The sequence below is a fragment of the Streptomyces xylophagus genome, from assembly GCF_000716435.1.
Classification (GTDB): domain Bacteria; phylum Actinomycetota; class Actinomycetes; order Streptomycetales; family Streptomycetaceae; genus Streptomyces; species Streptomyces xylophagus.
In genome coordinates, this window is record NZ_JNWO01000015.1 from 88,290 (window position 1) to 112,477 (window position 24,188).

The 24,188-nt window shown below is 70.6% G+C and carries 20 protein-coding genes; 15 read left to right on the top strand and 5 right to left on the bottom strand.

Going from position 1 to position 24,188, the window contains the following annotated elements; translation table 11 throughout:
* Positions 1 to 180: 180 nt before the first annotated feature.
* The 6 genes from OO70_RS29985 (at position 181) to OO70_RS30010 (ending at position 9,130) form a co-directional block, all read left to right on the top strand.
* Positions 181 to 2,091, top strand: a complete 1,911-nt coding sequence (locus OO70_RS29985) for a glycogen debranching N-terminal domain-containing protein (RefSeq protein WP_234336968.1) — start codon at positions 181 to 183, stop codon at positions 2,089 to 2,091.
* Positions 2,092 to 2,221: 130 nt separating this feature from the next.
* The gene (locus OO70_RS29990; RefSeq protein WP_043677945.1) at positions 2,222 to 2,980 is read left to right on the top strand and encodes an NUDIX hydrolase; all 759 of its coding nucleotides are present in this window, start codon (positions 2,222 to 2,224) and stop codon (positions 2,978 to 2,980) included.
* A gap of 104 nt (positions 2,981 to 3,084) precedes the next feature.
* Positions 3,085 to 5,115 (top strand): ABC transporter ATP-binding protein, encoded by a 2,031-nt coding sequence (locus OO70_RS29995; RefSeq protein ID WP_043678563.1) that lies wholly within the window; start codon positions 3,085 to 3,087, stop codon positions 5,113 to 5,115.
* Between the two features lie 162 nt (positions 5,116 to 5,277).
* Positions 5,278 to 6,165, top strand: a complete 888-nt coding sequence (locus OO70_RS30000) for a FadR/GntR family transcriptional regulator (RefSeq protein WP_199827435.1) — start codon at positions 5,278 to 5,280, stop codon at positions 6,163 to 6,165.
* 434 nt (positions 6,166 to 6,599) lie between these two features.
* Entirely contained in the window at positions 6,600 to 8,141 is a 1,542-nt protein-coding gene (locus OO70_RS30005; RefSeq protein ID WP_051741789.1) for an RNA polymerase sigma factor, read from the top strand.
* A gap of 131 nt (positions 8,142 to 8,272) precedes the next feature.
* A complete protein-coding gene (locus OO70_RS30010) occupies positions 8,273 to 9,130 on the top strand; it encodes a S1 family peptidase (protein WP_043677952.1) in 858 nt (285 codons plus the stop codon).
* Positions 9,131 to 9,260: 130 nt separating this feature from the next.
* Here the strand turns inward: OO70_RS30010 and OO70_RS30015 are convergent, their stop codons facing one another.
* Positions 9,261 to 9,494, bottom strand: a complete 234-nt coding sequence (locus OO70_RS30015) for a DUF7455 domain-containing protein (RefSeq protein WP_043677954.1) — start codon at positions 9,492 to 9,494, stop codon at positions 9,261 to 9,263.
* Between the two features lie 442 nt (positions 9,495 to 9,936).
* On the opposite strand from OO70_RS30015, the gene OO70_RS30020 reads away from it, so the two are divergent.
* From OO70_RS30020 to OO70_RS30045, 6 genes are all read left to right on the top strand, one after another.
* On the top strand, positions 9,937 to 12,057 hold the full coding sequence (locus OO70_RS30020; RefSeq protein ID WP_043677958.1) for a DNA gyrase/topoisomerase IV subunit B: 2,121 nt from the start codon (positions 9,937 to 9,939) through the stop codon (positions 12,055 to 12,057).
* A 254-nt stretch (positions 12,058 to 12,311) separates the two neighbouring features.
* Positions 12,312 to 12,836: a DUF1453 family protein gene (locus OO70_RS30025; RefSeq protein ID WP_043677959.1), complete on the top strand. Its 525-nt coding sequence runs from the start codon at positions 12,312 to 12,314 to the stop codon at positions 12,834 to 12,836.
* Positions 12,833 to 13,984: a sensor histidine kinase gene (locus tag OO70_RS30030; protein WP_043677961.1), complete on the top strand. Its 1,152-nt coding sequence runs from the start codon at positions 12,833 to 12,835 to the stop codon at positions 13,982 to 13,984. The genes OO70_RS30025 and OO70_RS30030 overlap by 4 nt, the downstream gene beginning before the upstream one ends.
* The gene (locus OO70_RS30035; RefSeq protein ID WP_043677963.1) at positions 13,981 to 14,667 is read left to right on the top strand and encodes a response regulator transcription factor; all 687 of its coding nucleotides are present in this window, start codon (positions 13,981 to 13,983) and stop codon (positions 14,665 to 14,667) included. Before OO70_RS30030 ends, OO70_RS30035 begins: the two co-directional genes overlap by 4 nt.
* A gap of 69 nt (positions 14,668 to 14,736) precedes the next feature.
* The gene (locus OO70_RS30040) at positions 14,737 to 15,297 is read left to right on the top strand and encodes a DUF485 domain-containing protein (RefSeq protein ID WP_078651609.1); all 561 of its coding nucleotides are present in this window, start codon (positions 14,737 to 14,739) and stop codon (positions 15,295 to 15,297) included.
* Positions 15,294 to 16,883, top strand: coding sequence for a solute symporter family protein (locus tag OO70_RS30045; protein WP_043677965.1), 1,590 nt, complete (start codon positions 15,294 to 15,296; stop codon positions 16,881 to 16,883). The genes OO70_RS30040 and OO70_RS30045 overlap by 4 nt, the downstream gene beginning before the upstream one ends.
* Positions 16,884 to 16,992: 109 nt before the next feature.
* Here the strand turns inward: OO70_RS30045 and OO70_RS30050 are convergent, their stop codons facing one another.
* On the bottom strand, positions 16,993 to 17,685 hold the full coding sequence (locus OO70_RS30050; protein WP_043677968.1) for a response regulator: 693 nt from the start codon (positions 17,683 to 17,685) through the stop codon (positions 16,993 to 16,995).
* A 159-nt stretch (positions 17,686 to 17,844) separates the two neighbouring features.
* Here OO70_RS30050 and OO70_RS30055 point away from each other — a divergent pair, with 159 nt between their 5' ends.
* From OO70_RS30055 to OO70_RS30065, 3 genes are all read left to right on the top strand, one after another.
* Positions 17,845 to 18,660 (top strand): ABC transporter ATP-binding protein, encoded by an 816-nt coding sequence (locus OO70_RS30055; protein ID WP_043677970.1) that lies wholly within the window; start codon positions 17,845 to 17,847, stop codon positions 18,658 to 18,660.
* Positions 18,650 to 19,528, top strand: a complete 879-nt coding sequence (locus OO70_RS30060; protein WP_043677973.1) for an ABC transporter permease — start codon at positions 18,650 to 18,652, stop codon at positions 19,526 to 19,528. The genes OO70_RS30055 and OO70_RS30060 overlap by 11 nt, the downstream gene beginning before the upstream one ends.
* Before the next feature lie 75 nt (positions 19,529 to 19,603).
* Entirely contained in the window at positions 19,604 to 20,665 is a 1,062-nt protein-coding gene (locus OO70_RS30065) for an ABC transporter substrate-binding protein (RefSeq protein ID WP_043677975.1), read from the top strand.
* A gap of 71 nt (positions 20,666 to 20,736) precedes the next feature.
* Here OO70_RS30065 and OO70_RS30070 read toward each other — a convergent pair whose 3' ends face one another.
* From OO70_RS30070 to OO70_RS30080, 3 genes are all read right to left on the bottom strand, one after another.
* Positions 20,737 to 21,417: a response regulator gene (locus OO70_RS30070; RefSeq protein WP_043677977.1), complete on the bottom strand. Its 681-nt coding sequence runs from the start codon at positions 21,415 to 21,417 to the stop codon at positions 20,737 to 20,739.
* Positions 21,414 to 23,084 carry a sensor histidine kinase gene (locus OO70_RS30075; protein ID WP_078651610.1) on the bottom strand — a complete coding sequence of 557 codons (1,671 nt, stop codon included), beginning with the start codon at positions 23,082 to 23,084 and terminating at the stop codon, positions 21,414 to 21,416. Before OO70_RS30075 ends, OO70_RS30070 begins: the two co-directional genes overlap by 4 nt.
* A 137-nt stretch (positions 23,085 to 23,221) precedes the next feature.
* Entirely contained in the window at positions 23,222 to 24,160 is a 939-nt protein-coding gene (locus tag OO70_RS30080) for a sucrase ferredoxin (protein WP_043677982.1), read from the bottom strand.
* Between the last annotated feature and the right edge of the window lie 28 nt (positions 24,161 to 24,188).

Here is a 24,188-nt window from a genome sequence, read left to right on the forward strand (position 1 = left end):
CCACCTCATCGGCCGGCAGAAGGGCGGGCACCCGGCCAAGTCCGCCGCTCACCCCCACCTCCACCACCCCCGCACCAGTCCTCCTCCCTCACCCCGTCTCAACGCACAACGTCACGCACACCTCGCCCGCTGCCCCGCCGCTCCCTCGAACTGCCCCCCACCCACACCACCTTGATCTGCGTGGCCCTCCCGGGCCTTGCGGTCTCCACCGAGCAGGGGCAATTGAACGGCCGGGGGCTGGAGGGCTTCTACCGCGCGGGCCGGCGGGTGCTCTCCCGCTGCCAGGTGCGGGTGGCCGGACGGGAACCGCTGGCGGTGCAGGCCAGGATGACGGCAGCCGACCGCGCCCGCTTCGTGGGAACCGTACGCGTGTCTCCCGACTGCGGCCCGGACCCCGACCTTGTCGTCGAACGGACCCGGCACGCCGACGGCACCGAGCGCATCACCCTGCGCAGCGTGTCCTGGCGCCCGCTGCGCCTGCCCGTCGAGGTGGCACTCGGCACGGACCTGGCGGACCTGGGCGCGATCGCCGCGGGCAGCACGGGACCCGAACTGCCCGCCACCGTGCACGACTCCGGGCTGCGCTGGTCCGGCGCCACCGGCAGCTCCGCGGTCACGGCCGACCCACCTCCCGCCGACGCGCTGGCCTCCGCGGGGCTCCTGCGCTGGGAGTTCGAACTGCCACCGGGCGGCACGGTGAACGTGGAACTTCGGGTACGACCGGACGGCGCGGGACCGGTACGAGCCGTGGGCCACGGGGCGACCAGCCCCCTGGCCTCACCACGGGCGGCCGGCGACGACCCCCGAGTCCAGGGGCTCCTGCGGACCAGCGTCGAGGACCTCCAGGCACTGCTGCTGCGCGACCCCGCGCACCCCTCCGACACGCATCTCGCGGCCGGGGCACCGTGGCGCTGCGGTCTGGCTCCGGCCGAGTCGCTCACGGCGGCCCGCATGACGCTGTCCCTCGGGACACGGCTCGCCGCAGGCACGCTGCGCACCCTCGCCCGCACCCAACTCCTGGGCGCTGGAGCGCAGTTAGGCATGATTCCCGGACCGCGCCGGGATGCCGGCGCTCAGCTGCCGCCGAGTTGCACGGGGACAGAGGCGACGCTGCTCTTTCCGGTGCTGCTCGCCGAGGCCCGCCGCTGGGGGCTGCCGGACCAGGAGACACGGGAGTTGCTTCCGGCTGCCGAGCGCTGTCTGACCTGGCTGCGGACCACCGTGGGCGACGGCACCTATCTGCGCGACCCGCACCCCGGCGGACCGGTCCGCTGCGAGACACAGGCCCACGCGCATCGGGCCGCGCTGCTCGGGGCCGATCTGCTCGACGCGTTCGACAGACCCGGCGGTGCCGATCTGCGGCAGTGGGCACAGGAGTTGAGCACCGCGTTCCGCGCGGACTTCTGGATCGGGGACCTGGGCGGCGGCCGCCCGGCAGCGGCCCGGGCTCCCGACGGACGCCTCGTACCGCACCTCGGTGCGACCGCGGCCCACCTCCTCGACACCGGACTGCTGGGCGGTGGCGAGTACGCTCCCGGCCTGCTCGACAAGGTGCGGGCCGAACAACTCGCCCGGCTGCTCGGCGCCCCGGCCATGGACTCGGGCTGGGGACTGCGCGGCCTCGGGGTGAAGGAGCCGGGATACAGCCCGTTCAGTCACCGGGGCGGAGCCGTGCGAGTGGCGGAGACGGCGATCGCCGTCGCGGGCCTGGCCGTCGCCGGGTACGAGAAGGAGGCGACGTCGCTGCTGCGGGGCGTCCTCGCCGCGTCCGAGGCGTTCGGACACCGGCTCCCCGAGATGTACGCGGGGGAGCAGCGCACGGACGGGAGCGCTCCCCTTCCCCATCCGGCGGCCTGCCGCCCGGCGGCCACGGCAGCGGCCGCCGGAGTACTGCTGCTGACCACCCTTGCGGGCATCCGCCCCGACGCCCCCGCCCGCACGATCACCCTCCGCCCGGTGCGCAGCGCGCCCCTGGGCGAGATCGGCCTGACAGGGCTGCGGATCGCGGGCGCCCCCTTCTCCGTACGGGTCGGCCGACTCGGAGTCGCCATGGTCGAGGAGGCGGCCGAAAGCCTGCAATTGAGAGCGTGACCTCGTACGAAGCCAAAACCGGCCGACGGCCGGAGCAGAGGACGAGCCACGCATTGCACCGAAGTGGATCATTCATGGCGGTACCGGCGAAGGGAGTGTTTATCGTCAGGCAGACGACTATGATCGCCGCATGTCCTACGACCCGTCAGCGTATCCGCCCTTCGCCGTCACCGTGGATCTGGTCGTGCTGACCGTGCGCCGCCATGCTCTGTGCGGGCTGGCGGTACGCAGGGGCGAGCCGCCGTTTCAGGGACGCTGGGCGCTGCCCGGCGGCTTCGTGCGGGCCGACGAGGATCTGGCGCAGGCCGCCGCGCGCGAGCTGGCCGAGGAGACGGGACTGCGCGCCCACGACCCGGCCGTCCCCGCCCAGGACAACGGAGCGCATCTGGAGCAGCTCGCGACCTACGGCGACCCCAAGCGCGACCCCCGGATGCGCGTGGTCAGCGTCGCCCATCTCGCGCTCGCTCCCGACCTGCCCGCACCTCGTGCCGGCGGCGACGCCAGCAACGCGCGCTGGGCGCCCGTCGAGGAGCTGCTGCAGCAAGCGGGGTTCGGACGCGACGGCGATCCGGTGGCGCCGCTCGCCTTCGACCACACACAGATCCTGTCCGACGGGGTGGAGCGCGCCCGTTCGAAGATCGAGTACTCGTCCCTGGCCACGGCGTTCTGCCCCACCGAGTTCACCGTCGGCGAGCTGCGCCGCGTCTACGAGGCGGTGTGGGGCGTGGCGCTCGACCCGCGCAACTTCCACCGCAAGGTGACCGGCACGCCCGGCTTCCTCGTGCCGACGGGCGGTACGACGACCCGTCAGGGCGGTCGCCCGGCACAGTTGTTCCGGGCCGGCGGCGCCACACTGCTCAACCCGCCGATGCTGCGCCCCGAGGTGTGACGCCGTAGCGCCTCGACTCAGGTGATCGGCCGAGGCGTTCGACCGTTGCGCAGCGGGCCGTTCGGTGCCCGGAAAAACGGACATAACGCGCTATCTTGCTGTGGGTGATCCAGGCCTTCGGACTGACCAGCAACGCCCGCAAGGAGCATCCGCCCGCCGTCGACGACGTCTCCTTCGAGGCTCGTGCGGGCCGTGTCACCGCACTCCTCGGAGCACCGGGCGCGGGCAAGACGGCCGCGCTCAAGCTCATGCTCGAACTCCAACAGGGACGTGGAATCACCTACTTCAGGGGCCGCCCCCTGCACCGCATCGCCCACCCGTCGCGCGAGGTCGGTGTACTCCTGGGCGATGTTCCGGGGCATCCGGCCCGATCGGTCCGCGGCCACCTGCGCATGCTGTGCGCCGCAGCGGGCGTTCCGGCCCGGCGCGCCGACGAAGTCCTCGAAGTGGTCGGCCTCGTCAGCCTGCGCGACGAACGCCTCGGCAGCCTCGCGCGCGGCATGGACCGCCGCCTCGGCCTCGCCTGCGCCCTGCTGTCCGACCCGCACACCCTCGTGCTGGACGCACCCGCGGACTCCCTCTCCGCCCGCGAAAGCCGTTGGCTGTATGGCATGCTGCGCGCGCACGCAGCCCAGGGCGGCACGGTCCTGTTCACCACCGCCGACCCCAAGGAGGCCGCCCGCTGCGCCGACCGGGTCGTCACCCTGGAGCAGGGCAGACTCGTCGCCGACCAGGCGGCCGGCGACTTCGCCCGTACCAGGCTGCGCCCCCGCGTCGCCGTCCGCACCCCGCACGCAGCCCGCCTGGCCGCCCTCCTCACCAAGGAAGCCCGCACCGCGCACCGCTCCGTCGAAGTCGTACGAGAGGAGGGCAACCGCCTTTCCGTATACGGCAGTACCTGCGCCGACGTCGGCGAGACGGCGTTCCGCCACGACATCCTCGTCCACCAACTCGCGGACGAGACCGGCGACATGGGACCCGGGGCCGGAGCAACCTCTTACGGCGAGCGGGAAGCCGTCGACGAGTCGAGAGCGTCGCCGACCTCATCGACAGCCGAGATGCCGGCGCCGTCCACCGACACAGCCACTGCCGAGACTCCGCAACCCCACATCGCCGGGCCGCGCGTCACCATGGTGCCCACTGGTGAGCCGCCCGCCGCCGAAGAACCGGAACCTTCGCTGCACAAGGCCCACGAAGCCGCTGCCGACCCCCGCACGACAAGCCCTTCCCGCTCCCGACTCGTCACCCTCGTCGACCCCGAGGCGACGACCGGCACTCATCCCCCCACGCGCATCCCCCGCCCCTCCCAAGCCCGCACCCTCGACGCCCTGTCCCCGCTCCCGCCCCCCATCTCCGTCCGCTCCGCCCCCAGCCCCCTGCGCCCGCTCCGCTACGAGCTGCGGCGTGCCGCCGGTGTCGGTACCGGGTTTCTGACCGGGGCCGCCGTGCTCGTCGTGTCCGCCCTCACCGCGCTGCTGTTGGCCCGCATCGGCCACACCCCGCAGGCGCGGCTGCTGGCCGCATGGCCGCGGGAGCTGCCGCTGCCGCCCGCGGCGCTCGGTGCGGGGCTGCTCGGGGCGTTCGCCTTCGGTGACGAGTTCCGGCACCCTGCGCTGGCGGCGGATCGCGGCACCGTGCCCCGCAGGATGGGACTGCTCCTCGCGAAGCTCCTCGTCTCGGCGGCCACCGCGCTGATGCTGGCCTTCCTCACGGTGGGCTGCGACGCCGAAGTGCTCTACCTCGTCTACGGACGGGAACTCGCGCAGGTTCCCGCCGACTGGCTTTCGATGAGCGCGAGTTGGACGGGCCTCGTCGTCGGGTGCGCCTGGGCCGGTGTGCTGGCCGCGGGCGTCTTCCGGTCCACGACGGCCGGGCTCGCCGCGGTGGTCGCCGTACCGATTCTCGTCGTACCCCTCGTGCACAAGGCGTTGGAAGGGCCTGCCGTGCACACCGCGGAAGGCTTTCCGCTGCGGATGCGGAAGGTGCTCCTGCTGCAGTGGCCCTTCGGGGGAGAGCGATATCTGTCCGCGGCGGCGCGGGTGATCGTCCAACCCGTGGGCGGGGCACTGACGTTGTCGCTGACCGCGCTGCTCTGCGCGTATCTGCTCACGACCCTGCGTAGCAGGGTCCGATGACGACCGTCGGCACCCTTCGGGTTCCGCTCTGCGCACAACTCCCCGCAGAAAGCCCATTTCTTTCCGATAAGGCGTCAATTGCGACGGGGTGAGCGATCACCCTTTCGTGTGCTTTTCACCAAAGACCTCAAGGGAGTTGGGGACAGCGCCGACAAAAGATCCGTGAGTACCCTTGCGCACACCATGATGACCGCCGCCCGCTCCGCAGACTCCGGTCTCGCCGGCCCGGGCGAACTCGACCGCTACCCCTATGCCGAGGCGCCCGTCACCGAGCGCCTCGGAGCCCCTTCCTGGGACGGTTCCGACCCCGAGCTGGGCCGCGTGGGCCGGCGTGCCGCGGGCAGCCGCGGACGCGGGCTGCACGGCCAACTCGTCCAGCAGCTGGGCCAGATGATCGTCTCCGGGGACCTGGGTGCCGACCGCCCCCTGGTGCCCGAGGAGATCGGCCAGCGTTTCGAGGTGTCCCGCACCGTCGTCCGCGAGTCGCTCCGCGTCCTGGAGGCCAAGGGTCTGGTCAGCGCCCGCCCGAACGTCGGCACGCGCGTGCGTCCTGTCAGCGACTGGAACCTCCTCGACCCGGACATCATCGAGTGGCGCGCCTTCGGCCCGCAGCGCGACAACCAGCGCCGCGAGCTGAGCGAGCTGCGCTGGACGATCGAACCGCTCGCCGCGCGCCTCGCCGCCGGGCACGGGCGCGAGGACGTCCAGCAGCGCCTCTCCGACATGGTCGAGATCATGAGCCACGCCATGGGGCAGGGTGACGCGCTGACCTTCTCCCGCGCGGACGCCGAATTCCACTCGCTGCTCATCCAGGTCGCGGGCAACCGGATGCTGGAGCACCTTTCCGGGATCGTCTCCTCGGCCCTCCAGGTCTCCGGTGGGCCGGTCACGGGCTGTGACCGCCCGACCGACGCCTCCCTGGGGCACCACGCCCGGATCGTCGACGCCCTCGCCGCCGGTGACGGCGCGGCGGCCGAGGCGGCCATGCGGCAGTTGCTCATCGTGCACCCCGAGCCGGAGCGCGTGGTGCCCGCCCCGCGCGAACACTGACGCGCGCGGGTGGCCGGCGCGGTCGAGGTGCGCCGCGTTCCTGTGGCGGCGCCAGGCCGGGGCGCCCTGTCTTCCGCCGGACCCCGCAGGATCCTCCAGGGAATCCGGCGGGGTCCGGCGGTGCGACGGGGCGCCGGACCCCCTGAGGGGCGCCTGCCACAGCCGTGGGTGACCTCCTCTGCCCGTGTCTGACCGTTTTTGAACGCTTACGGGGTGTGACTCGGGCCACGCAGATTGGGCGTAACGCTCGCGGGCACTGTGCGATGACCTAAGAGGTGACAGCCGCGGAAGGGAATACGGACGCCGTTCAAGGCGCTGTGCTTCTTCCCGGCCCCAGCCCGCGCCGTCGGCCCATCCCCAAGTCGGCGGTCGTCGGCTCCTGTCCGTACCGGACGGGGCCGGAAGCCGTTTTCCATCGTTCCGAGAGGTTGTTCGTGTCGGCCAGCACATCCCGTACGCTCCCGCCGGAGATCGCCGAGTCCGTCTCTGTCATGGCGCTCATCGAGCGGGGAAAGGCTGAGGGGCAGATCGCCGGCGATGACGTGCGTCGGGCCTTCGAAGCTGACCAGATTCCGGCCACTCAGTGGAAGAACGTACTGCGCAGCCTCAACCAGATCCTCGAGGAAGAGGGTGTGACGCTGATGGTCAGTGCCGCGGAGCCCAAGCGCACCCGAAAGAGCGTCGCAGCGAAGAGTCCGGCCAAGCGCACCGCCACCAAGACGGTCGCCGCGAAGACGGTGACCGCCAAGAAGGCCACCGCCACCGCCACTCCGGCGGCACCCGTCGCCGACGCTCCCGTCGAGGACGGCGCCGCCCAGCAGGTCGCTGCCAAGAAGACTGCGCCCGCCAAGAAGGCGGTCGCCAAGAAGGTCGCAGCCAAGAAGACGACGGCGGCGGCCAAGAAGACCAGCGCCAAGAAGGACGACGCCGAGCTGGTCGACGAAGAGGCCACCGAGGAGACCCCCGGCAAGACCGGGGACGAGCCCGAGGGCGCCGAGAGTGCCGGCTTCGTGCTCTCCGACGAGGACGAGGACGACGCGCCCGCGCAGCAGGTCGCCGCCGCCGGTGCCACCGCCGACCCCGTCAAGGACTACCTCAAGCAGATCGGCAAGGTCCCCCTCCTCAACGCCGAGCAGGAGGTCGAGCTCGCCAAGCGCATCGAGGCCGGTCTGTTCGCCGAGGACAAGCTGGCCAACGCCGACAAGCTCGCTCCCAAGCTCAAGCGCGAGCTGGAGATCATCGCCGAGGACGGCCGCCGCGCCAAGAACCACCTCCTGGAGGCCAACCTCCGCCTGGTGGTCTCCCTGGCCAAGCGCTACACCGGCCGCGGCATGCTCTTCCTGGACCTCATCCAGGAGGGCAACCTCGGTCTGATCCGCGCGGTCGAGAAGTTCGACTACACCAAGGGCTACAAGTTCTCCACGTACGCCACCTGGTGGATCCGTCAGGCGATCACCCGCGCCATGGCCGACCAGGCCCGCACCATCCGTATCCCGGTGCACATGGTCGAGGTCATCAACAAGCTCGCGCGCGTGCAGCGCCAGATGCTCCAGGACCTGGGCCGCGAGCCCACCCCGGAGGAGCTGGCCAAGGAACTCGACATGACCCCGGAGAAGGTCATCGAGGTCCAGAAGTACGGCCGCGAGCCCATCTCGCTGCACACCCCCCTGGGTGAGGACGGCGACAGCGAGTTCGGTGACCTCATCGAGGACTCCGAGGCCGTCGTCCCGGCCGACGCGGTCAGCTTCACCCTCCTCCAGGAGCAGCTGCACTCCGTCCTGGACACCCTGTCCGAGCGCGAGGCCGGTGTGGTCTCGATGCGCTTCGGTCTCACCGACGGTCAGCCGAAGACCCTCGACGAGATCGGCAAGGTGTACGGGGTCACCCGTGAGCGCATCCGCCAGATCGAGTCCAAGACCATGTCGAAGCTGCGCCACCCGTCGCGTTCGCAGGTGCTGCGCGACTACCTCGACTAGGTCGTAGTCGTACGACACGGAAGGCCCGGTCCCCCCTCGGGGGGCCGGGCCTTCGTGCTGGCGCGGGTGCGGCGCGCGGCGTGCTGGATCACTCTGGGTCTCTCATGACCATCACAGAGTGAGGAACGTGCATGCGTCGTCCCCTTGCCCGGGCGCTGACCCGGCCGTTGGTCCTGGCGGCTGCCGCCTCCGCCATACCGCTGGTCTCCGCGGCCCCCGTGGCCGCCGACAGCATCGTCGTCGGCGGGTTTCCGGTCGATGTCTCCGTGAGTCCATGGACGGTGGCGCTGTCCAGCCGTGACCGGTTCGGGGGTACCCGGGCGGGACAGTTCTGCGGCGGCGTGGCCGTGAGCCGGACCACCGTGCTCACCGCGGCCCACTGCATGGGCGACGACGTCCTGGGGGCGCCGCCGCACCGGGCGCGCGACCTCAAGGCCGTCACGGGCCGTACGGACCTGCTCTCGGACCGGGGCCAGGAGATCGCCGTGCGCGACGTGTGGGTCAATCCGGACTACGACGCCGTCAGCAACGCCGGTGACTTCGCCGTGCTCACCCTCGCCGCTCCGCTGCCCCAGAGCTCCGTCGTCGGGATGGCGGCCGCGGGCGACACGGCCTACGCGCCGGGTACGGCCGCCACGGTCTACGGCTGGGGCGATCTCAGCGGCAGCGGCGACTACGCGGGCAGCCTGCACGCGGCACGCGTGCACGTGCTGTCCGACGCGCGCTGCGAGGAGGCGTATCCGCCCGGTGCCGACGGCGCCTATCTCTCCGCGTCCATGCTGTGCGCAGGAGAGGCCGCAGGAGGCCGTGACGCCTGTCAGGGGGACAGCGGGGGACCGCTGATCGCCCAGGGGCGGCTGATCGGGCTCGTGTCGTGGGGCAGCGGCTGCGGGCGGGCCGGGAGTCCTGGCGTCTACACCAGGGTGTCCGACGTCCTGCGGACCCTGGGCCGCCACCGCGGCTCGCCCGGGCCGCACAGGGGCGCCTGACGGCGTCTGAGAGGCATCGGCGGGTACGCGTCGGTGGATACGAGGACGGGCGGCCCCGCTCCTGTGGTTCAGGAGCGGGGCCGCCCGTCGCCGGCCTGTGCCGGTGCTGGCTCGTCGTGGACGCGAAGTGTCAGCGGTCTTCTTCAGCGGTGCTTGCAGCAGGAGCAGTGGTCAGTCGCTCCGACTCGTCCTGTATCTCAGCGGCGATCTTCTTGAGTTCCGGCTCGAACTTGCGGCCGTGGTGGGCGCAGAAGAGCAGTTCTCCGCCGCTCAGCAGGACGACGCGCAGGTATGCCTGGGCGCCGCAGCGGTCGCAGCGATCGGCGGCCGTCAGTGGGCTCGCGGGGGTCAGAACAGTAGTCACGTCGCCTCTTCTCTAGCTCGACGAGCTGTCGTACCAGGGTCAACATCCAACCAGCCCGAAAACGTTCCCGCTCGTGGCTTTTCCTCGAAAAATTCTTCCGGGGCGGCTGTCTGCTGCCGGTTGGCGGCGAATGTGCCGTATTGCGTGTCTATGTGTCTGTACGGGTTCGCGCTGTGGGTCGGGGGTCGGTCCTCCCGGCTGGGTTGCCGGTTGTTCTTGAGGACGTGCCCGGAGCCTAAATGGTTCATGCCCCGAAGGGAACGTGATATGTACTTCACTCCATCGAGGGATCGAACAGGTATACGACCCTGGACTAGTGTGAGGAGGAGACGAGGGTGGCGTTACAACGGCTCTACCAGGCCTCGGTACCCTCTGAGCGGCAACCGAAGCCGGGCCCTTACCCAAAAGGGCCTCATCTGAAATTCAGCGAGGAGCGAACCGCGTGACCGCCGAAACGTCCGTGCCGTCGACAGCGCTGCTGGCAGGAGCAGACCGGGACGGTTCCAACTACACCGCGCGGCACCTCCTCGTCCTCGAGGGGCTCGAGGCCGTACGCAAGCGCCCGGGTATGTACATCGGGTCGACCGACAGTCGTGGCCTGATGCACTGTCTGTGGGAGATCATCGACAACTCCGTGGACGAGGCCCTCGGGGGCTACTGCGACCACATCGAGGTGATCCTGCACGACGACGCCTCGGTGGAGGTCCGGGACAACGGCCGGGGCATCCCGGTCGACGTCGAGCCCAAGACCGGCCTCTCCGGTGTCGAGGTCGTCATGACCAAGCTGCACGCCGGCGGCAAGTTCGGCGGTGGCTCGTACGCCGCCTCCGGTGGTCTGCACGGCGTGGGCGCCTCCGTGGTGAACGCCCTGTCCGCGCGGCTGGACGTCGAGGTGGACCGCAGCGGCAACACCCACGCCATCAGCTTCCGGCGCGGTGTGCCGGGTTCCTTCGCCGCAGCCGGTCCGGACGCCGCGTTCGAGCCCGGAGGCCTGCGCAAGGCCAAGCGGATTCCCAAGACCCGCACCGGCACGCGCGTGCGGTACTGGGCCGACCGGCAGATCTTCCTCAAGGACGCCAAGCTCTCCCTGGAGGGCCTGCACCAGCGGGCCCGGCAGACCGCGTTCCTGGTGCCCGGGCTGACCATCGTCGTCCGCGACGAGTACGGCCTCGGCGAGGGCGGCAGCAAGGGAGAGGAGTCCTTCCGCTTCGACGGCGGCATCAGCGAGTTCTGCGAGTACCTGGCGAGCGACAAGCCGGTCTGCGACGTACTGCGCCTCTCGGGCCAGGGCAGCTTCAAGGAGACGGTCCCCGTCCTGGACGACCACGGCCAGATGACGCCCACCGAGGTCACCCGCGACCTCGGTGTCGACATCGCCCTGCGCTGGGGGACCGGCTACGACACGACGCTCAGGTCGTTCGTCAACATCATCGCCACCCCCAAGGGCGGCACCCACGTCGCCGGCTTCGAGCAGGCCGTCGTGAAGACGATGAACGAGGTGGCGCGCGCCAAGAAGCTGCTGCGCGTCGCCGAGGACGACATCGTCAAGGACGACGCCCTGGAGGGCCTCACCGCGGTCGTCACCGTCCGGCTCGCCGAGCCGCAGTTCGAGGGCCAGACCAAGGAGGTGCTCGGTACGTCGGCGGCCCGCCGCATCGTCACCAACGTGGTCACCAAAGAGCTCAAGGACTTCCTGACCTCGACGAAGCGCGACGCCGCGGCCCAGGCCCGCGTGGTCATGGAGAAGGCCGTCGCCGCCGCACGCACGCGTATCGCGGCCCGGCAGCACAAGGACGCGCAGCGCCGCAAGACGGCCCTGGAGACCTCCTCGCTGCCCGCCAAGCTCGCCGACTGCCGCAGCGACGACGTGGAGCGCAGCGAGCTGTTCATCGTCGAGGGGGACTCCGCGCTCGGCACCGCCAAGCTCGCCCGGAACTCCGAGTTCCAGGCGCTGCTGCCGATCCGCGGCAAGATCCTCAACGTCCAGAAGTCGTCCGTCACCGACATGCTGAAGAACGTCGAGTGCGGGGCGATCATCCAGGTCATAGGAGCGGGATCGGGCCGTACCTTCGACATCGACGCGGCCCGCTACGGCAAGATCATCATGATGACGGACGCCGATGTGGACGGCTCCCACATCCGCTGTCTGCTCCTGACGCTGTTCCAGCGCTACATGCGGCCCATGGTCGAGGCCGGCCGGGTGTTCGCCGCGGTGCCGCCGCTGCACCGCATCGAGCTCGTCCAGCCCAAGAAGGGCCAGGACAAGTACGTCTACACGTACTCGGACCGTGAGCTGCGCGAGAAGATGCTGGAGTTCCAGAGCAAGGGCGTCCGGTTCAAGGACTCCATCCAGCGTTACAAGGGTCTCGGCGAGATGGACGCCGACCAGCTGGCCGAGACGACGATGGACCCCCGTCACCGCACCCTGCGCCGGATCAACCTCTCCGACCTGGACGCGGCCGAGCAGGTCTTCGATCTGCTGATGGGCAATGACGTGGCACCGCGCAAGGAGTTCATCTCCAGCTCGGCCGCGACGCTGGACCGGTCGCGGATCGACGCGTGACCGTCGACGTCTGACCGAAGCGCGGGCCTCGGCCCGGACCCGTCCTGGGCCCGGACCGAGGCCCCGCTCCGTACCGGGCCCGGACAGAGGCCCGGCTCCGTCGGTCGGCTCCACCCGTGGGTGGAGGTCGGGGCGGTCGGAGGATCCACCCGCGATCCACCCTGGCGCCGATCTGCCGACCTGTGAATTTCCGTAGCGTCGAAGGCGTCGGCAGCGCTCGCCGCCGACATCCCCTTCCGCTCACGGAGGCTCTGATGTCCGGGCTCGTCAACGCGTTGGTGATCGTGGCCGTCGTCGCCGTGGTGATCGGGCGACAGTTCCGCGCCCGCCGGATCGACACCGACCGGCGCTGGTGGGTCCTGCCCGCGGTCCTCGCTGTCGTCGCGCTGCGCGAGCCCGGCATCCTCGACGCGCACCACCACACCGAATCGGCCGTCCTGCTCGGTGTCGAGCTGGTCATCGGGCTGGCCACAGGAGCCGGCTGGGCCTGGACCACGCGCCTGTGGGTCGAGGAGGACGGTGCCGTCTGGAGCAAGAGCACCAAGGCGAGCGGGGGCGTCTGGATCGTCGGAATAGCCCTGCGCGTGGGCCTTTTCGCCCTCGGCGCGGCCGTGGGCGTCCACCAGGACAGCTCGGCCCTGATGCTCGGTCTCGCGGCCACACTGCTGGTCCGCTCCGGGATCCTGGTCTGGCGGGCCCAGTCCCACATCGGGGCAGCCGGATCGGCCCCGGCGTACGGTTTCGACATGGCGCGGCCCGCCCGGAAGGAGCGCGCGTGACGGAGAACGCCTGGACGCGCTGGCCTTCGCGGGAAGCGCTGAGCCGAGCGGGAGTCTCGCGGCCCCGGCGCATGCTCGCCTGGGCCGTCCGGCTGCTGGTGCTCGGCATGCTGCTGTGGGGCGCCTCCACCGGCGACCACGTCCACGGCTGGTCACTGGCCGGAGGCGTGGCCGGGATCCTCGTGGCCGCAGTCCTTGCCTGGGCCTTCTGGCGCACCACCCTCGCCCACCGACTCTGGCCGTCCCTGGCACTCATCGCGGCGCTCCTCGGGCTCGCGATCGGGGGACAGGCGGCCGGCTTCACAGTCCCGGCCCTCGTCGTCTGGTGCGGTTGTGCCATCAGCTCGCTGGAGCGGCTGCCCATCGCGGTCGCTCTGCCCGTGACGTCGGTGTCCCTCGCGACCTTCGCCGCGGTCAACAACGACGTGTGGCTGACCACCGCGGTCACGACGGCGGGGCTGGGCCTCGCCGGATACACGCTCCGCCTCGACGCCGAGGCCCGGGGCAACGCCCAGCGGCTGCTCACCCAGGAACGCATGGCTCGCGCGGCCGAGGCGGAGTCCGCCGTACTGGCCGAGCGGGCCCGGATCGCCCGCGAGATCCACGACGTGCTGGCGCACAGCCTCTCCGCCCAGCTCGTGCACCTTGAGGCGGCCCGGCTGCTGATCGAGCGGGGCGCCGACCGGGAGACGATCCTGGACCGGGTCGTGGCGGCACGGGGGATGGCCCGCGACGGCCTCGCCGAGACCCGGCAGGCCCTCTCCGCGCTGCGGGGCGAGATGACCCCGCTGGAGGACTTCCTGAGCGAGATCGTCGGTACGACCGCCGGTGCCGAGGTCACCGTTACGGGTGACCGGAGACAGCTGCCGGCCGAGGCCTCACAGGCCGTGCGTCGGGTCGCCCAGGAAGCGCTGACGAACGTCCGCAAGCACGCCCCGGGCGCCAAGGTGCGCCTCCGGCTGGACTACGGCGAGCACGAAGTGACGCTGGACGTACGGGAATCGGGCGGCTCACCGGGCGAACTGACCGGGGCAGGAGGTGGGTACGGTCTGCTGGGCATGCAGGAACGCGCCGAGTTGCTGGGCGGTTCGCTGCGCGCCGAGCCGGACGAGGAGGGATTCGTGGTGACGCTGAAGGTGCCCGCATGACGGAGGAGGCCGAGAAGAGGCCCGCGCGGGTCGTGGTCGCGGACGACCAGACCGTCGTACGGGAAGGCATCGTGATGTTGTTGGGGCTGCTGTCCGGGATCGAGGTCGTCGGCGCGGCGGCCGACGGGGACGAGGCGGTGCGACTCGTCGCCGAACTCGCCCCGGACGTCGTCCTGATGGACCTGCGCATGCCCCGCTGCGACGGTGTCGAGGCGACCCGGCGGATCCGCGCGGAGCATCCCGGAACGCAGGTCGTGGTGCTGACGACGTTCGCGGACGACGCCTCGCTGTTCCCGGCACTGCGCGCGGGAGCGCGTGGCTACCTCACCAAGGACGCGGGCGGCGACGAGATCGTACGGGCCGTCGAGAGCGTGCTGTCGGGGGACGCGGGGCTGTCGCCGAGCATCCAACGGCGGTTGCTGGAGCGCCTGTCGGAGCCCGAGCCGCAGCCGTCGTCGGAGCCCGAGGAGCCGCCGGACGGGCTCACCGCGCGGGAGACCGAGGTGCTGGTGCTGATCGCGGAGGGGCTGACCAATCAGGAGATCGCCCGCAAGCTGCATGTCTCCACGGCGACCGTGAAGACCCACATCAACAACCTGTTCGCCAAGACGGGGCTCAAGGACCGTGCGCAGGCGGTGCGTTACGCCTACGGCAGGGGACTGGTGCGGCCACCAGCGGGTTGAGTCACCTGATGGGGTGAAGACAGCGGAGAAGAAGAGTCGGGGATCTTCCCGTTCTGTCCATCCTTGGGCATGCAGTCAAGCAACGGTCGTCCCCGCGGTGGCGGGAGTGGTCACGAGAGTCCGGCCGAGAACCACGAAGGTCATGACCTGACCCCCGCCGAGGCATCCGGAAAGGTGAGATATCACGACCCGTGGTACGACGCACTCGCGTCCGGCTGGGGCGAGTTGGACGGCGCCGGCGTGCCCGCCCCCGAGGTACCGGCCGCCCGCAGGGAGCACGAGGGACGGGCGCTGCGTGCCGCGGACGTGTATCTCGAGGTGCAGCGCAGCGCGGCCTTCCAGGAGGTGCGCAGCCGGTATCTGAGGTTCGTCGTGCCGGCGGTGGCCGTGTTCTTCGCCTGGTACGTGGCGTACGTGGTGGCCGCGACGACCGCGCCCGGACTGATGGCACGGCCCGTGGCGGGCGCCGTGAACGTGGGGATGGTGGCGGGGCTCGGGCAGTTCGTCACCACCTTCCTGCTCACCTGGGCGTACGCCCGGCACGCGCGGCTGCGCAGGGACCGCGCCGCGCTCGAACTGCGCTGGGACACCCAGGAACTGACGCGTGGTGTGCGAGGCGGTGTTTCGTGACCGGCAATCATCAGACGCTGGCGTTGCTGCTGTTCAGCGGGTTCGTCGCGGTCACCCTGGGGATCACGACCTGGGTGAGTCGCAACCGGCACGGTTCGGCGGAGGAGTTCTACGCGGGCGGCCGGCTCTTCTCCCCGATGGAGAATGGTTTTGCCATCGCGGGCGACTACATGTCGGCCGCCTCCTTCCTCGGCGTCACCGGACTCATCGCCCTGTACGGCTACGACGGCATGCTGTACGTGGTGGGCTTCTTCGTCGCCTGGCTCGTGGTGCTCCTCCTGGTCGCCGAACTGGTGCGCAACTGCGGGCGGTTCACGCTCGCCGACGTGGTCGCCGCGCGGATGAGCGAGCGGCCGGTGCGGATCGCGGCGGGAACTTCCTCGGTCACCGTGTCCGTTCTGTATCTGGTGGCACAGATGGTGGGCGCGGGCAGCCTGGTGTCGCTGCTGCTGGGCGGGACGAGCCCGGCCGCGCGGGCGTGGACCGTCATCGGCGTCGGCGCGCTCATGGTGATCTATGTGTCGTTGGGAGGGATGCGGGCCACCACCTGGATCCAGATCGTCAAAGCGGTCCTGCTGCTCAGCACCACCGTCGCGCTGACGGTGCTGGTCCTGCTGCGCTTCCACGGGAACATCGACCAGTTGCTGCTCAGCGCGGCCGATCGCAGCGGTCATGGTCTGGCGTTCCTGGCGCCGGGGCTCAAGTACGGCGGGGACTGGACCGCGCGCTTCGACTTCATCAGCCTGGGCCTCGCGCTCGTGCTGGGGACGGCAGGCCTGCCGCACATCCTGTCCCGCTTCTACACCGTGCCGACCGCGCGGGCCGCACGCCGTTCGGTGATCTGGTCGATCGGGCTCGTCGGCGGTTTCTACTTGATGACCATCGTCCTCGGCTTCGCCGCCGCCGCGATCGTCGGCCCGGACGCCGTACGGAAGTCGAACGCGGCCGGCAACACGGCTGTCCCGCTGCTCGCGCTCGACCTGGGCGGCGCCAACTCCACAGGCGGGACAGTCCTGTTCGCGATCGTCGCCGCCGTCGCCTTCGCCACGATCCTCGCGGTCGTCGCCGGGATCACGCTGGCCTCCTCGGCATCCGTGGCCCACGACCTGTACGCGTCGCTGCGCCGCCCGCGCGCCAAGCCGTACAGCGAGGTGGCGGTGGCCCGGACGGCGGCCGTCGGCATCGGCGTGGTCGCGATCGCGCTGGGCCTGCTCGCCAGGGACCTCAACGTCGCCTTCCTCGTCGGCCTCGCCTTCGCCGTCGCCGCCTCCGCGAACCTCCCCGTGCTGCTCTACTCCCTGTTCTGGCGCGGCTTCACGACACGCGGCGCCGTGTGGGCCGTATACGGCGGGCTGATCCCCGCACTGGCGCTCGTGCTGCTGTCGCCGGTCGTGTCGGGCAGTCCGGATTCACTGTTCCCGGGCGTCGACTTCCAGTTCTTCCCGCTGCAGAACCCCGGCCTCGTCTCGATCCCGCTCGGCTTCCTGGCCGGCTGGCTCGGCACGGTCACCTCGCCGGAGGTCCCGGACGAGGCCAAGCACGCGGAGACCGAGGTACGGGCGCTGACGGGGGCGGGGGCCGTGTAGCGGGGGCGCCCGCCGTTGTCGTAGGGGCGACCCGCCGTCGTACGACGGTCTGATCGTCCTACGACGGCGGGCGGGCCCGTGTGCCGTGCCACCGGTGGCTGCCGGGTGACTACGGCGCCACCCAGGCGTAGCGGTGTTCCGGGCGGCCCGTGTCGCCGTACTTGAGGGAGAGGCGGAGACGGCCGGCCTGTTCCAGGTGGCGGAGGTAGCGCTGGGCGGTCGAGCGGCTCAGGCCGGTCTCTGCGGCGACCTCGTGGGCCGAGAGCGGGTGGCCGGCGTGGTGCAGGACGCCGCAGATCAGGTCGGTGGTCGGTTCCGAGTGGCCGCTGGGCATGCCCGGGGAGGCCGGTGCGGAAGTCGTGCGCAGGGCGCCGAAGATGCGGTCGACCTGTTCCTGGCCGGCGATGCCGCGGCCGCCGACGCGGTCGACGGTGCGGCGCAGGGCGGCGTACGAGTCCAGGCGGGTGCGCAGCGCGGCGAAGGTGAACGGCTTGACCAGGTAGTGCAGGGCGCCGAGGCGCATTGCCCGCTGCACGGTCGTCACATCGCTGGCCGCCGTGATCATGATGACGTCGGTGGTGTGGCCCTGTTGACGCATGCGGTGGACGAGTTCGAGACCCGTCTGGTCGGGCAGGTAGTGGTCGAGCAGCACGAGGTCGATGGCTCCGCGTTCTACGGTGGCCAGTGCCTGGGCAGCGCTGTGCGCACGGGCGGCGACCCGGAAACCGGGAACCTTTCCCACGTACTTGGCGTTGATCTCGGCGACGCGGAAGTCGTCGTCCACGACCATGACGTCAATCATTGGGCCTCTTTCCTCAAGGCCAGGCGAGCGTTAAGCCCGTGTTTCGGCTCCGCAGTTGTAGCGCGAGCAAAACGAGCACAACAGGCTCTTGCGAGCAAAAGAACGGCTTGCGCCCAGAAGACTGCTGCTGTGGTCCGGGCCACATCTACGGTCCCGGCCATGAGCGCAGACACCAGCCCCGCCATCGAGCTGCGGGGCGCGAGCAAGACCTTCAGGACCCCGTCGGGGGGTCTGCACACGGCCGTACGGGGGCTTGATCTCACCGTAGGACGTGGCGAGTTCGTGGCGGTCGTCGGACCCACGGGCTGCGGCAAGTCGACCACGCTGACCCTCGTCAGCGGGCTGGAAGAGCCCTCCGAGGGCGATGTGCTGGTGGCCGGGGAACCGGTCTCCGGCGTCGGCGACAAGGTCGGCTTCGTCTTCCAGCAGGACGCCACCTTCCCCTGGCGCACGGTCCTGTCCAACGTCATGGCGGGCCCGCGCTTCCGTGGCGTACCGAAAGCCGAGGCGAAAGCGAAGGCGCGTGAGTGGCTGGCCCGGGTCGGGCTCTCCGCCTTCGAGGACCGCTATCCGCACCAGCTCTCCGGCGGTATGCGCAAGCGCGTCGCGCTCGCCGCGACCTTCGTCAACGACCCCGAGATCCTGCTGATGGACGAGCCGTTCTCGGCGCTCGACGTGCAGACCAGGGCGCTGATGTCGGACGAGCTCCTGGAGTTGTGGGAGGGCACCGGCGCCTCGGTCGTCTTCGTCACCCACGACCTGGAGGAGTCCATCGCGCTGGCCGACAGGGTCGTCGTGATGACCGCCGGTCCTGCCACCGTGAAGCAGGTCTTCGACATCGACCTGCCGCGGCCCCGCAAGGTCGAATCCGTGCGCCTGGAGCCGCGGTTCATCGAGATCTACCGCGAGATCTGGGAGTCCCTCGGCGAAGAGGTCCGCATCACGCGCGAGAGGGGTGCGGCCAATGTCGCCTGACGTCATGCCCGAGGACAAGGTCGTACCGACCGCCACCGAGCCCAACGACAAAACGGACCGCGCCCATTCACGCGCGCGTGCCGCCCGCAAACGCAAGCTCGGTGTTGGGGCGGCGAGAGTGCTGCTCCTGGTTGCCGTCCTCGGTCTGTGGGAGGTGCTCTCCCGTGCCAAGGTCATCGATCCGTTCAACTTCTCGATGCCTTCGAAGATCTGGGACCAGATCTGGACCTGGGTGACACATGGGACCGCGCTCGGGTCCCTGGGGGAGCAGATCTGGTACACGCTCCAGGAGGCGCTGCTGGGCTGGATCATCGGTGTGATCGCCGGTGTCGTGTTCGGTATTGCTCTGGGGCGGATCACCTTGCTCGCCGACATACTTGGTCCATACATCAAGGTGCTCAACTCCATACCGAGGATCGTGCTCGCCCCGATCTTCGTCATCTGGTTCGGACTCGGACCGGCCTCCAAGGTCGCGTCGGCCGTCGTGCTCGTCTTCTTCCCGGTGTTCTTCAACGCCTTCCAGGGCGCCCGCGAGGTCGACCGCAACCTCGTCGCCAACGCCCGCATCCTCGGTGCCAGCGACCGCAGGGTGACCCTCCAGGTGGTCATCCCGTCCGCCACCTCCTGGATCTTCACCAGCCTCCACGTCAGCTTCGGCTTCGCCCTCATCGGCGCGATCGTCGGCGAGTACATCGGCGCGACCAAGGGCATCGGCCTGCTCGTCGCGCAGTCCCAGGGCACCTTCAACGCGGCCGGTGTGTACGCCGCGATGGTGATCCTCGCGGTCGTCGCCCTCGTCGCCGAAGGGCTGCTCACCTTCGCCGAGAACCGCATCTTCCGCTGGAAGCCGTCGGGCTCCGACAGCTGAACGGCCCCTTCTGGGGCCCCTGTTGAAGAGCCCCCTTCCTCCCCGCACCGCACCCTCACAAGGACGTGAACCGCCATGCGTAAAACCGCCAGATACGCCGCCCTCGCCGCTTCGGGCCTGCTCGCCCTCTCCTCCCTCACTGCCTGTGCCAACGACGCGGCCAGTACCGCCTCCACCGGCTCCGGCAGCAAGGGCGACGGCAAGGGCGTGAAGGTCAAGATCATGGTCGGCGGCCTGGACAAGGTCATCTACCTGCCCGCGATGCTCACCCAGCGCCTCGGCTACTTCGACGCCGAGGGCCTCGACGTCGAGCTGCTGAGCGAACCGGCCGGGGTCCAGGCCGAGACCGCGCTCGTCTCCGGCCAGGTCCAGGGAGCCGTCGGCTTCTACGACCACACGCTCGATCTGCAGGTCAAGGGCAAGTCGGTCGAGTCCGTGGTGCAGTTCTCGCAGGCGCCCGGCGAGGTGGAGGTCGTCTCCACCAAGGCGGAGGGGAAGGTCAAGTCGCCCAAGGACTTCAAGGGCAAGAAGCTCGGCGTGACCGGCCTCGGCTCCTCCACCGACTTCCTCACCAAGTACCTCGCCGTGAAGAACGGCATCAATGTCAGCGAGTTCACCCCGGTCGCCGTGGGCGCGGGACCGACCTTCGTCGCCGCTCTCCAACAGGGCTCCATCGACGCCGGTATGACGACCGACCCGACCGTCGCGACGATCCTCGACAAGAAGGCGGGCAAGGTCCTCGTCGACATGCGGACACCCGCGGGGTCGCAGGCCGCGCTCGGCGGGCCGTACCCCTCGTCAAGTCTGTACATGCAGACGGACTGGGTGAACAGCCACAAGTCCACTGTGCAGAAGATGGTCAATGCATTCGTCAAGACGCTCAAGTGGATGTCCACACACAGCGCGACCGAGATCGCCGACAAGATGCCCGCCGACTACTCCCAGGGCAACAAGTTCCTCTACGCCACCGCGATCAAGAGCACGCTGCCGATGTTCACCAAGGACGGCGTGATGCCGGCGAACGGCCCGGAGACCGTCGAGAAGGTGCTCAAGGCGTTCAACCCCACCATCAAGAACGCCGACGTGGACCTCGACAAGACGTACACGACCGAGTTCGTGAAGAACGCGACAGGCTGACAGCCGTGCGGTCGGCATCCGTATAGGGGGAAGGGGTACGGCCCCTTCCCCCGCCCCCACAGGCCGTGCCCTCAGGCGCGGGTCGCCCACACGTAACGGTGTTCCGGGCGGCCCGCGTCGCCGTATTTGAGCGTCAGCCTGGCCCGTCCGGTGCGCTCCAGGAGCTTCAGATAGCGCTGGGCGGTCTGCCGGCTCACCCCCGTGCGGTCGGCGATCTCCTGGGCGGACAGGGGGCCTTCGGCGTTCATCAGGGACTGGCGCACGAGTTCCGCCGTGGTGGGGGAGTGCCCTTTGGGCAGCCCGGGCTCCGAGGGCGCGGACAGGGCGCCGAAGATGCGGTCCACCTCGGCCTGTTCGGCCTCGCCGCCGCCGTCGAGCGTGCGGCGCAGTTCCGCGTACGCCTCCAACTTGGCCCGCAGGCCCGCGAAGGCGAACGGCTTGACCAGGTACTGCAGTGCGCCCTGCCGCATCGCCGCCTGCACGGTCGTCACGTCCCGGGCCGCCGTCACCATGATCACGTCGGTCTGGTGACCGCGCCGCCGCATCTCCTGGACGACCGCCAGGCCCGTCTCGTCGGGCAGGTAGTGGTCCAGCAGGACCAGGTCCAGACGGGGCAGTGTCTCCAGCCTGTTCAGCGCCTCGGCGGCGCTGTGTGCCTCGGCCGCGACATGGAAGCCCGGCACCTTCTCCACGTAGGCGGCGTTGACCTGTGCGACCCGGGTGTCGTCGTCCACGACCAGGACCTCGATCATCGCGACTCCTCCTCGGCGGCGGTCTCCCCGAGGGCGCTGAGGGCGGGTTCCAGGTCCGGCTCGGTCAGTGCCTCGGGCAGCACGACCACGAACTCCGCGCCCCCGCCGAAGGCCTCCGTCACCAGCGCGCTGCCGCCCTGCCGTTCGGCGAGCCGACGCACCAGGGAGAGCCCGATACCGCGCTTGCCGTGTGCCGGGGGCTTCTTCGTCGACCACCCCTCGGTGAAGACCAACTCCCGCTGTTCCTCCGGGATTCCGGGGCCCGTGTCCCGCACCCGGAGCACGGCCGTACGCCCTTCCGTCCGCAACTCGACCTCCACGCGTGCGTGCGGTGTGCCCGCGACGGCGTCGAGCGCGTTGTCCACCAGGTTGCCGACGACCGTGACCAGCCCGCGCGGGTCGATCAACTGGTCGGGCAGCCAGGTCCGGTCGGAGATCCACAGGGCGACGCCCCGCTCGGCCGCGACGGTCGCCTTGCCCACCAACAGGGCGGCGAGCAGCGGGTCCTGGATCTTCTCGGTGACCTGTTCGGCGGTGGCCCGGTGATCCCCGACCACCTCACCGACGAAGTCCACGGCGTCGTCGTACATCTCCAGTTCGAGCAGCCCCAACAGGGTGTGCATGCGGTTGGCGTGCTCGTGGTCCTGGGCGCGCAGGGCGTCGATCAGGCCGTGCGTCGAGTCCAACTCCCGGCCGAGCTGCTCCAGTTCGGTGCGGTCGCGCAGGGTGGCCACGGCACCGCCGTCGTCGGTGGGCATGCGGTTGGTGACCAGGACCCGCTGGCCGCGGACGGCGAGCAGGTCGGTGCCGGTCACCCGGCCGGCCAGGACGTCGGTCGTACGGCCCTCTCCGAGCGCCTCGTCGAGGGACCGGCCGACCGCCTCGTCGCCGATGCCGAGCAGCCGCCGCGCCTCGTCGTTCAGGAGCCGTATGCGGCCCGTGCGGTCCAGGGCGACGACGCCCTCCCGGATGCCGTGGAGCATCGCCTCGCGCTCCGAGAGCAGCGCCGAGATGTCGGAGAAGGCCAGGTCCCGGGTCTGCCGCTGGACCCTCCGGGAGATCAGCCAGGCCGCCAGCGCGCCGACGGCGAGAGCGCCCCCGGCGTACGCCAGCAGTCCCGGGATCGCGCCGATCAGCTGTGCGCGCACACCGTCGTACTTGATGCCCACGGAGACGGCCCCGATGATCGTGCCGTCGGTGTCGCGCATGGGCACCTTGCCGCGGGCCGAGCGGCCCAGGGTGCCGTTGTCGATCTGCTTGACCTCCTGGCCGGCCAGGGGCTGGCCGGGAGAGGTCGAGACGAACCGGCCGATCTCGCTCGGAGTCGTGTGCGACCACCGCACACCACGCCAGTCCATCACCACCACGTACTCGGCCTTGGTGGCCTTGCGGATCCGCTCCGCCTCCTTCTGCACGGGCCCGTCCGCGGTCGGGGCGGTGCTCTGGAGGTCCCTGATGATCTGCGGCTGCTGCGCGGTCGTCTGGGCGATGGCCAGAGCGCGGTTCATCGCCTCCTGGTCCAGCTGTTTGCTGAGCGGCGCGAGGAACAGCCCGGTCGCCAGCACCGCGACTCCCGCGGCGATCGCCAACTGCATCAGCAGCACCTGCGAGAACACCCGCCGCGGCAGCCCGAGGCGACGGCGGCGTGCGGGGGGAGTGGGGCTCATACCCCTGACGGTACGTGCCGGGGCGGGGGCTGCCCCAGGGGTGTGGCGTGGATCTCTTGACCAATTCTTGGGGAAACAGGGTTCCAGGAGACGGCCGTTTTCCCTGCACGGTCACCAGGAGACCCGTGTCGGGCGGGTCAGCCCGCCAGCGCCGTCGTCAGCTCGCGCACCGCGACCACGTCCATCCGCGCCGGTGCGCCGAGGACCGACGCCCCGCAGCTCTCCGGGCGGGGCGGCAGAGAGGCGCCCTGGGCGACGATCACCCGCCAGTGGCGTCCGTCGACGTGCGCGACGGTCACCTCCCAGCGCGGTGCGCCGCCCTCCGTCCCTACGACACTCAGCGCGTCCGTCGCGTACTCGCCCGTCGCCCTCCGCACGGCCAGCTCCGCCGCCTGTCCGGGCCGCTCCCAGGCCGAGGCACCCCGGCAGCCCTCGACGACCACGCGGCCCTCCTGGACGCCCTGCAGGATCTCCTTGACGGCATGGGCCTCGGCGCGCCCGTACGCGTAGCCGTACGGCAGGACGAGCACCGTCGGTGAGAAACGGTGACCACCCAGATGGGTGACCTCCCAGGCGCCCTCGACCCCGGAGGCGGCCAGTTCGGCCGCGAGGGGACGGCCCAGGAGTGCGCAGCAGCGGTCGCGCTTGCCGTTGGTGCAGATGAGCGCGAGCGGATCACCGGTGTGGGCCCGCCCGCCGAGCGCCGAGCCGAACGAGCGCGGGTCACCTGCGCCGAGGGCGGCGAAGTCGAGGGCGAGCAGGTCCCGCGGGTCGGTGGTCGTGGCGCTGTGCAGCCATGCGTTTCCGGGAACGGTGTGGGCCGCGTACACCTGGCGTACCCGCGACGGCGCGGGGTCGGCATGCCGACCCGGGCGGCGGATGAGCGCGATCCGCACGCCGGTGTTCGCGGCGGCCGCTTCCAGGGCACGCCCCAGCGCGGGGTCCAGGTGGCTCGAAGTGAGCGCTTTGGCACCCCAAGGACCGGGCTGTTCCAGCAGCAGCCACGTCGTCGCCGTGGCCGCGGTTCCGGAAATGGGCTCGTCGAGGTCCCGAGAGACGGTCGCGCACGTACTCACAGAGGTGAGCCTAACCTGACTTGACCCG

What these genes read in the sequence shown, in the direction of transcription:
- OO70_RS30075 (WP_078651610.1), bottom strand. Translation starts at nt 23,084, where the DNA reads ATGAGCCCCACTCCCCCCGCACGCCGCCGTCGCCTCGGGCTGCCGCGG.
- OO70_RS30055 (WP_043677970.1), top strand. Translation starts at nt 17,845, where the DNA reads ATGAGCGCAGACACCAGCCCCGCCATCGAGCTGCGGGGCGCGAGCAAG.
- OO70_RS30065 (WP_043677975.1), top strand. Translation starts at nt 19,604, where the DNA reads ATGCGTAAAACCGCCAGATACGCCGCCCTCGCCGCTTCGGGCCTGCTC.
- OO70_RS30040 (WP_078651609.1), top strand. Translation starts at nt 14,737, where the DNA reads ATGCAGTCAAGCAACGGTCGTCCCCGCGGTGGCGGGAGTGGTCACGAG.
- OO70_RS30060 (WP_043677973.1), top strand. Translation starts at nt 18,650, where the DNA reads ATGTCGCCTGACGTCATGCCCGAGGACAAGGTCGTACCGACCGCCACC.
- OO70_RS30025 (WP_043677959.1), top strand. Translation starts at nt 12,312, where the DNA reads ATGTCCGGGCTCGTCAACGCGTTGGTGATCGTGGCCGTCGTCGCCGTG.
- OO70_RS30035 (WP_043677963.1), top strand. Translation starts at nt 13,981, where the DNA reads ATGACGGAGGAGGCCGAGAAGAGGCCCGCGCGGGTCGTGGTCGCGGAC.
- OO70_RS30050 (WP_043677968.1), bottom strand. Translation starts at nt 17,685, where the DNA reads ATGATTGACGTCATGGTCGTGGACGACGACTTCCGCGTCGCCGAGATC.
- OO70_RS29990 (WP_043677945.1), top strand. Translation starts at nt 2,222, where the DNA reads ATGTCCTACGACCCGTCAGCGTATCCGCCCTTCGCCGTCACCGTGGAT.
- OO70_RS30010 (WP_043677952.1), top strand. Translation starts at nt 8,273, where the DNA reads ATGCGTCGTCCCCTTGCCCGGGCGCTGACCCGGCCGTTGGTCCTGGCG.
- OO70_RS30070 (WP_043677977.1), bottom strand. Translation starts at nt 21,417, where the DNA reads ATGATCGAGGTCCTGGTCGTGGACGACGACACCCGGGTCGCACAGGTC.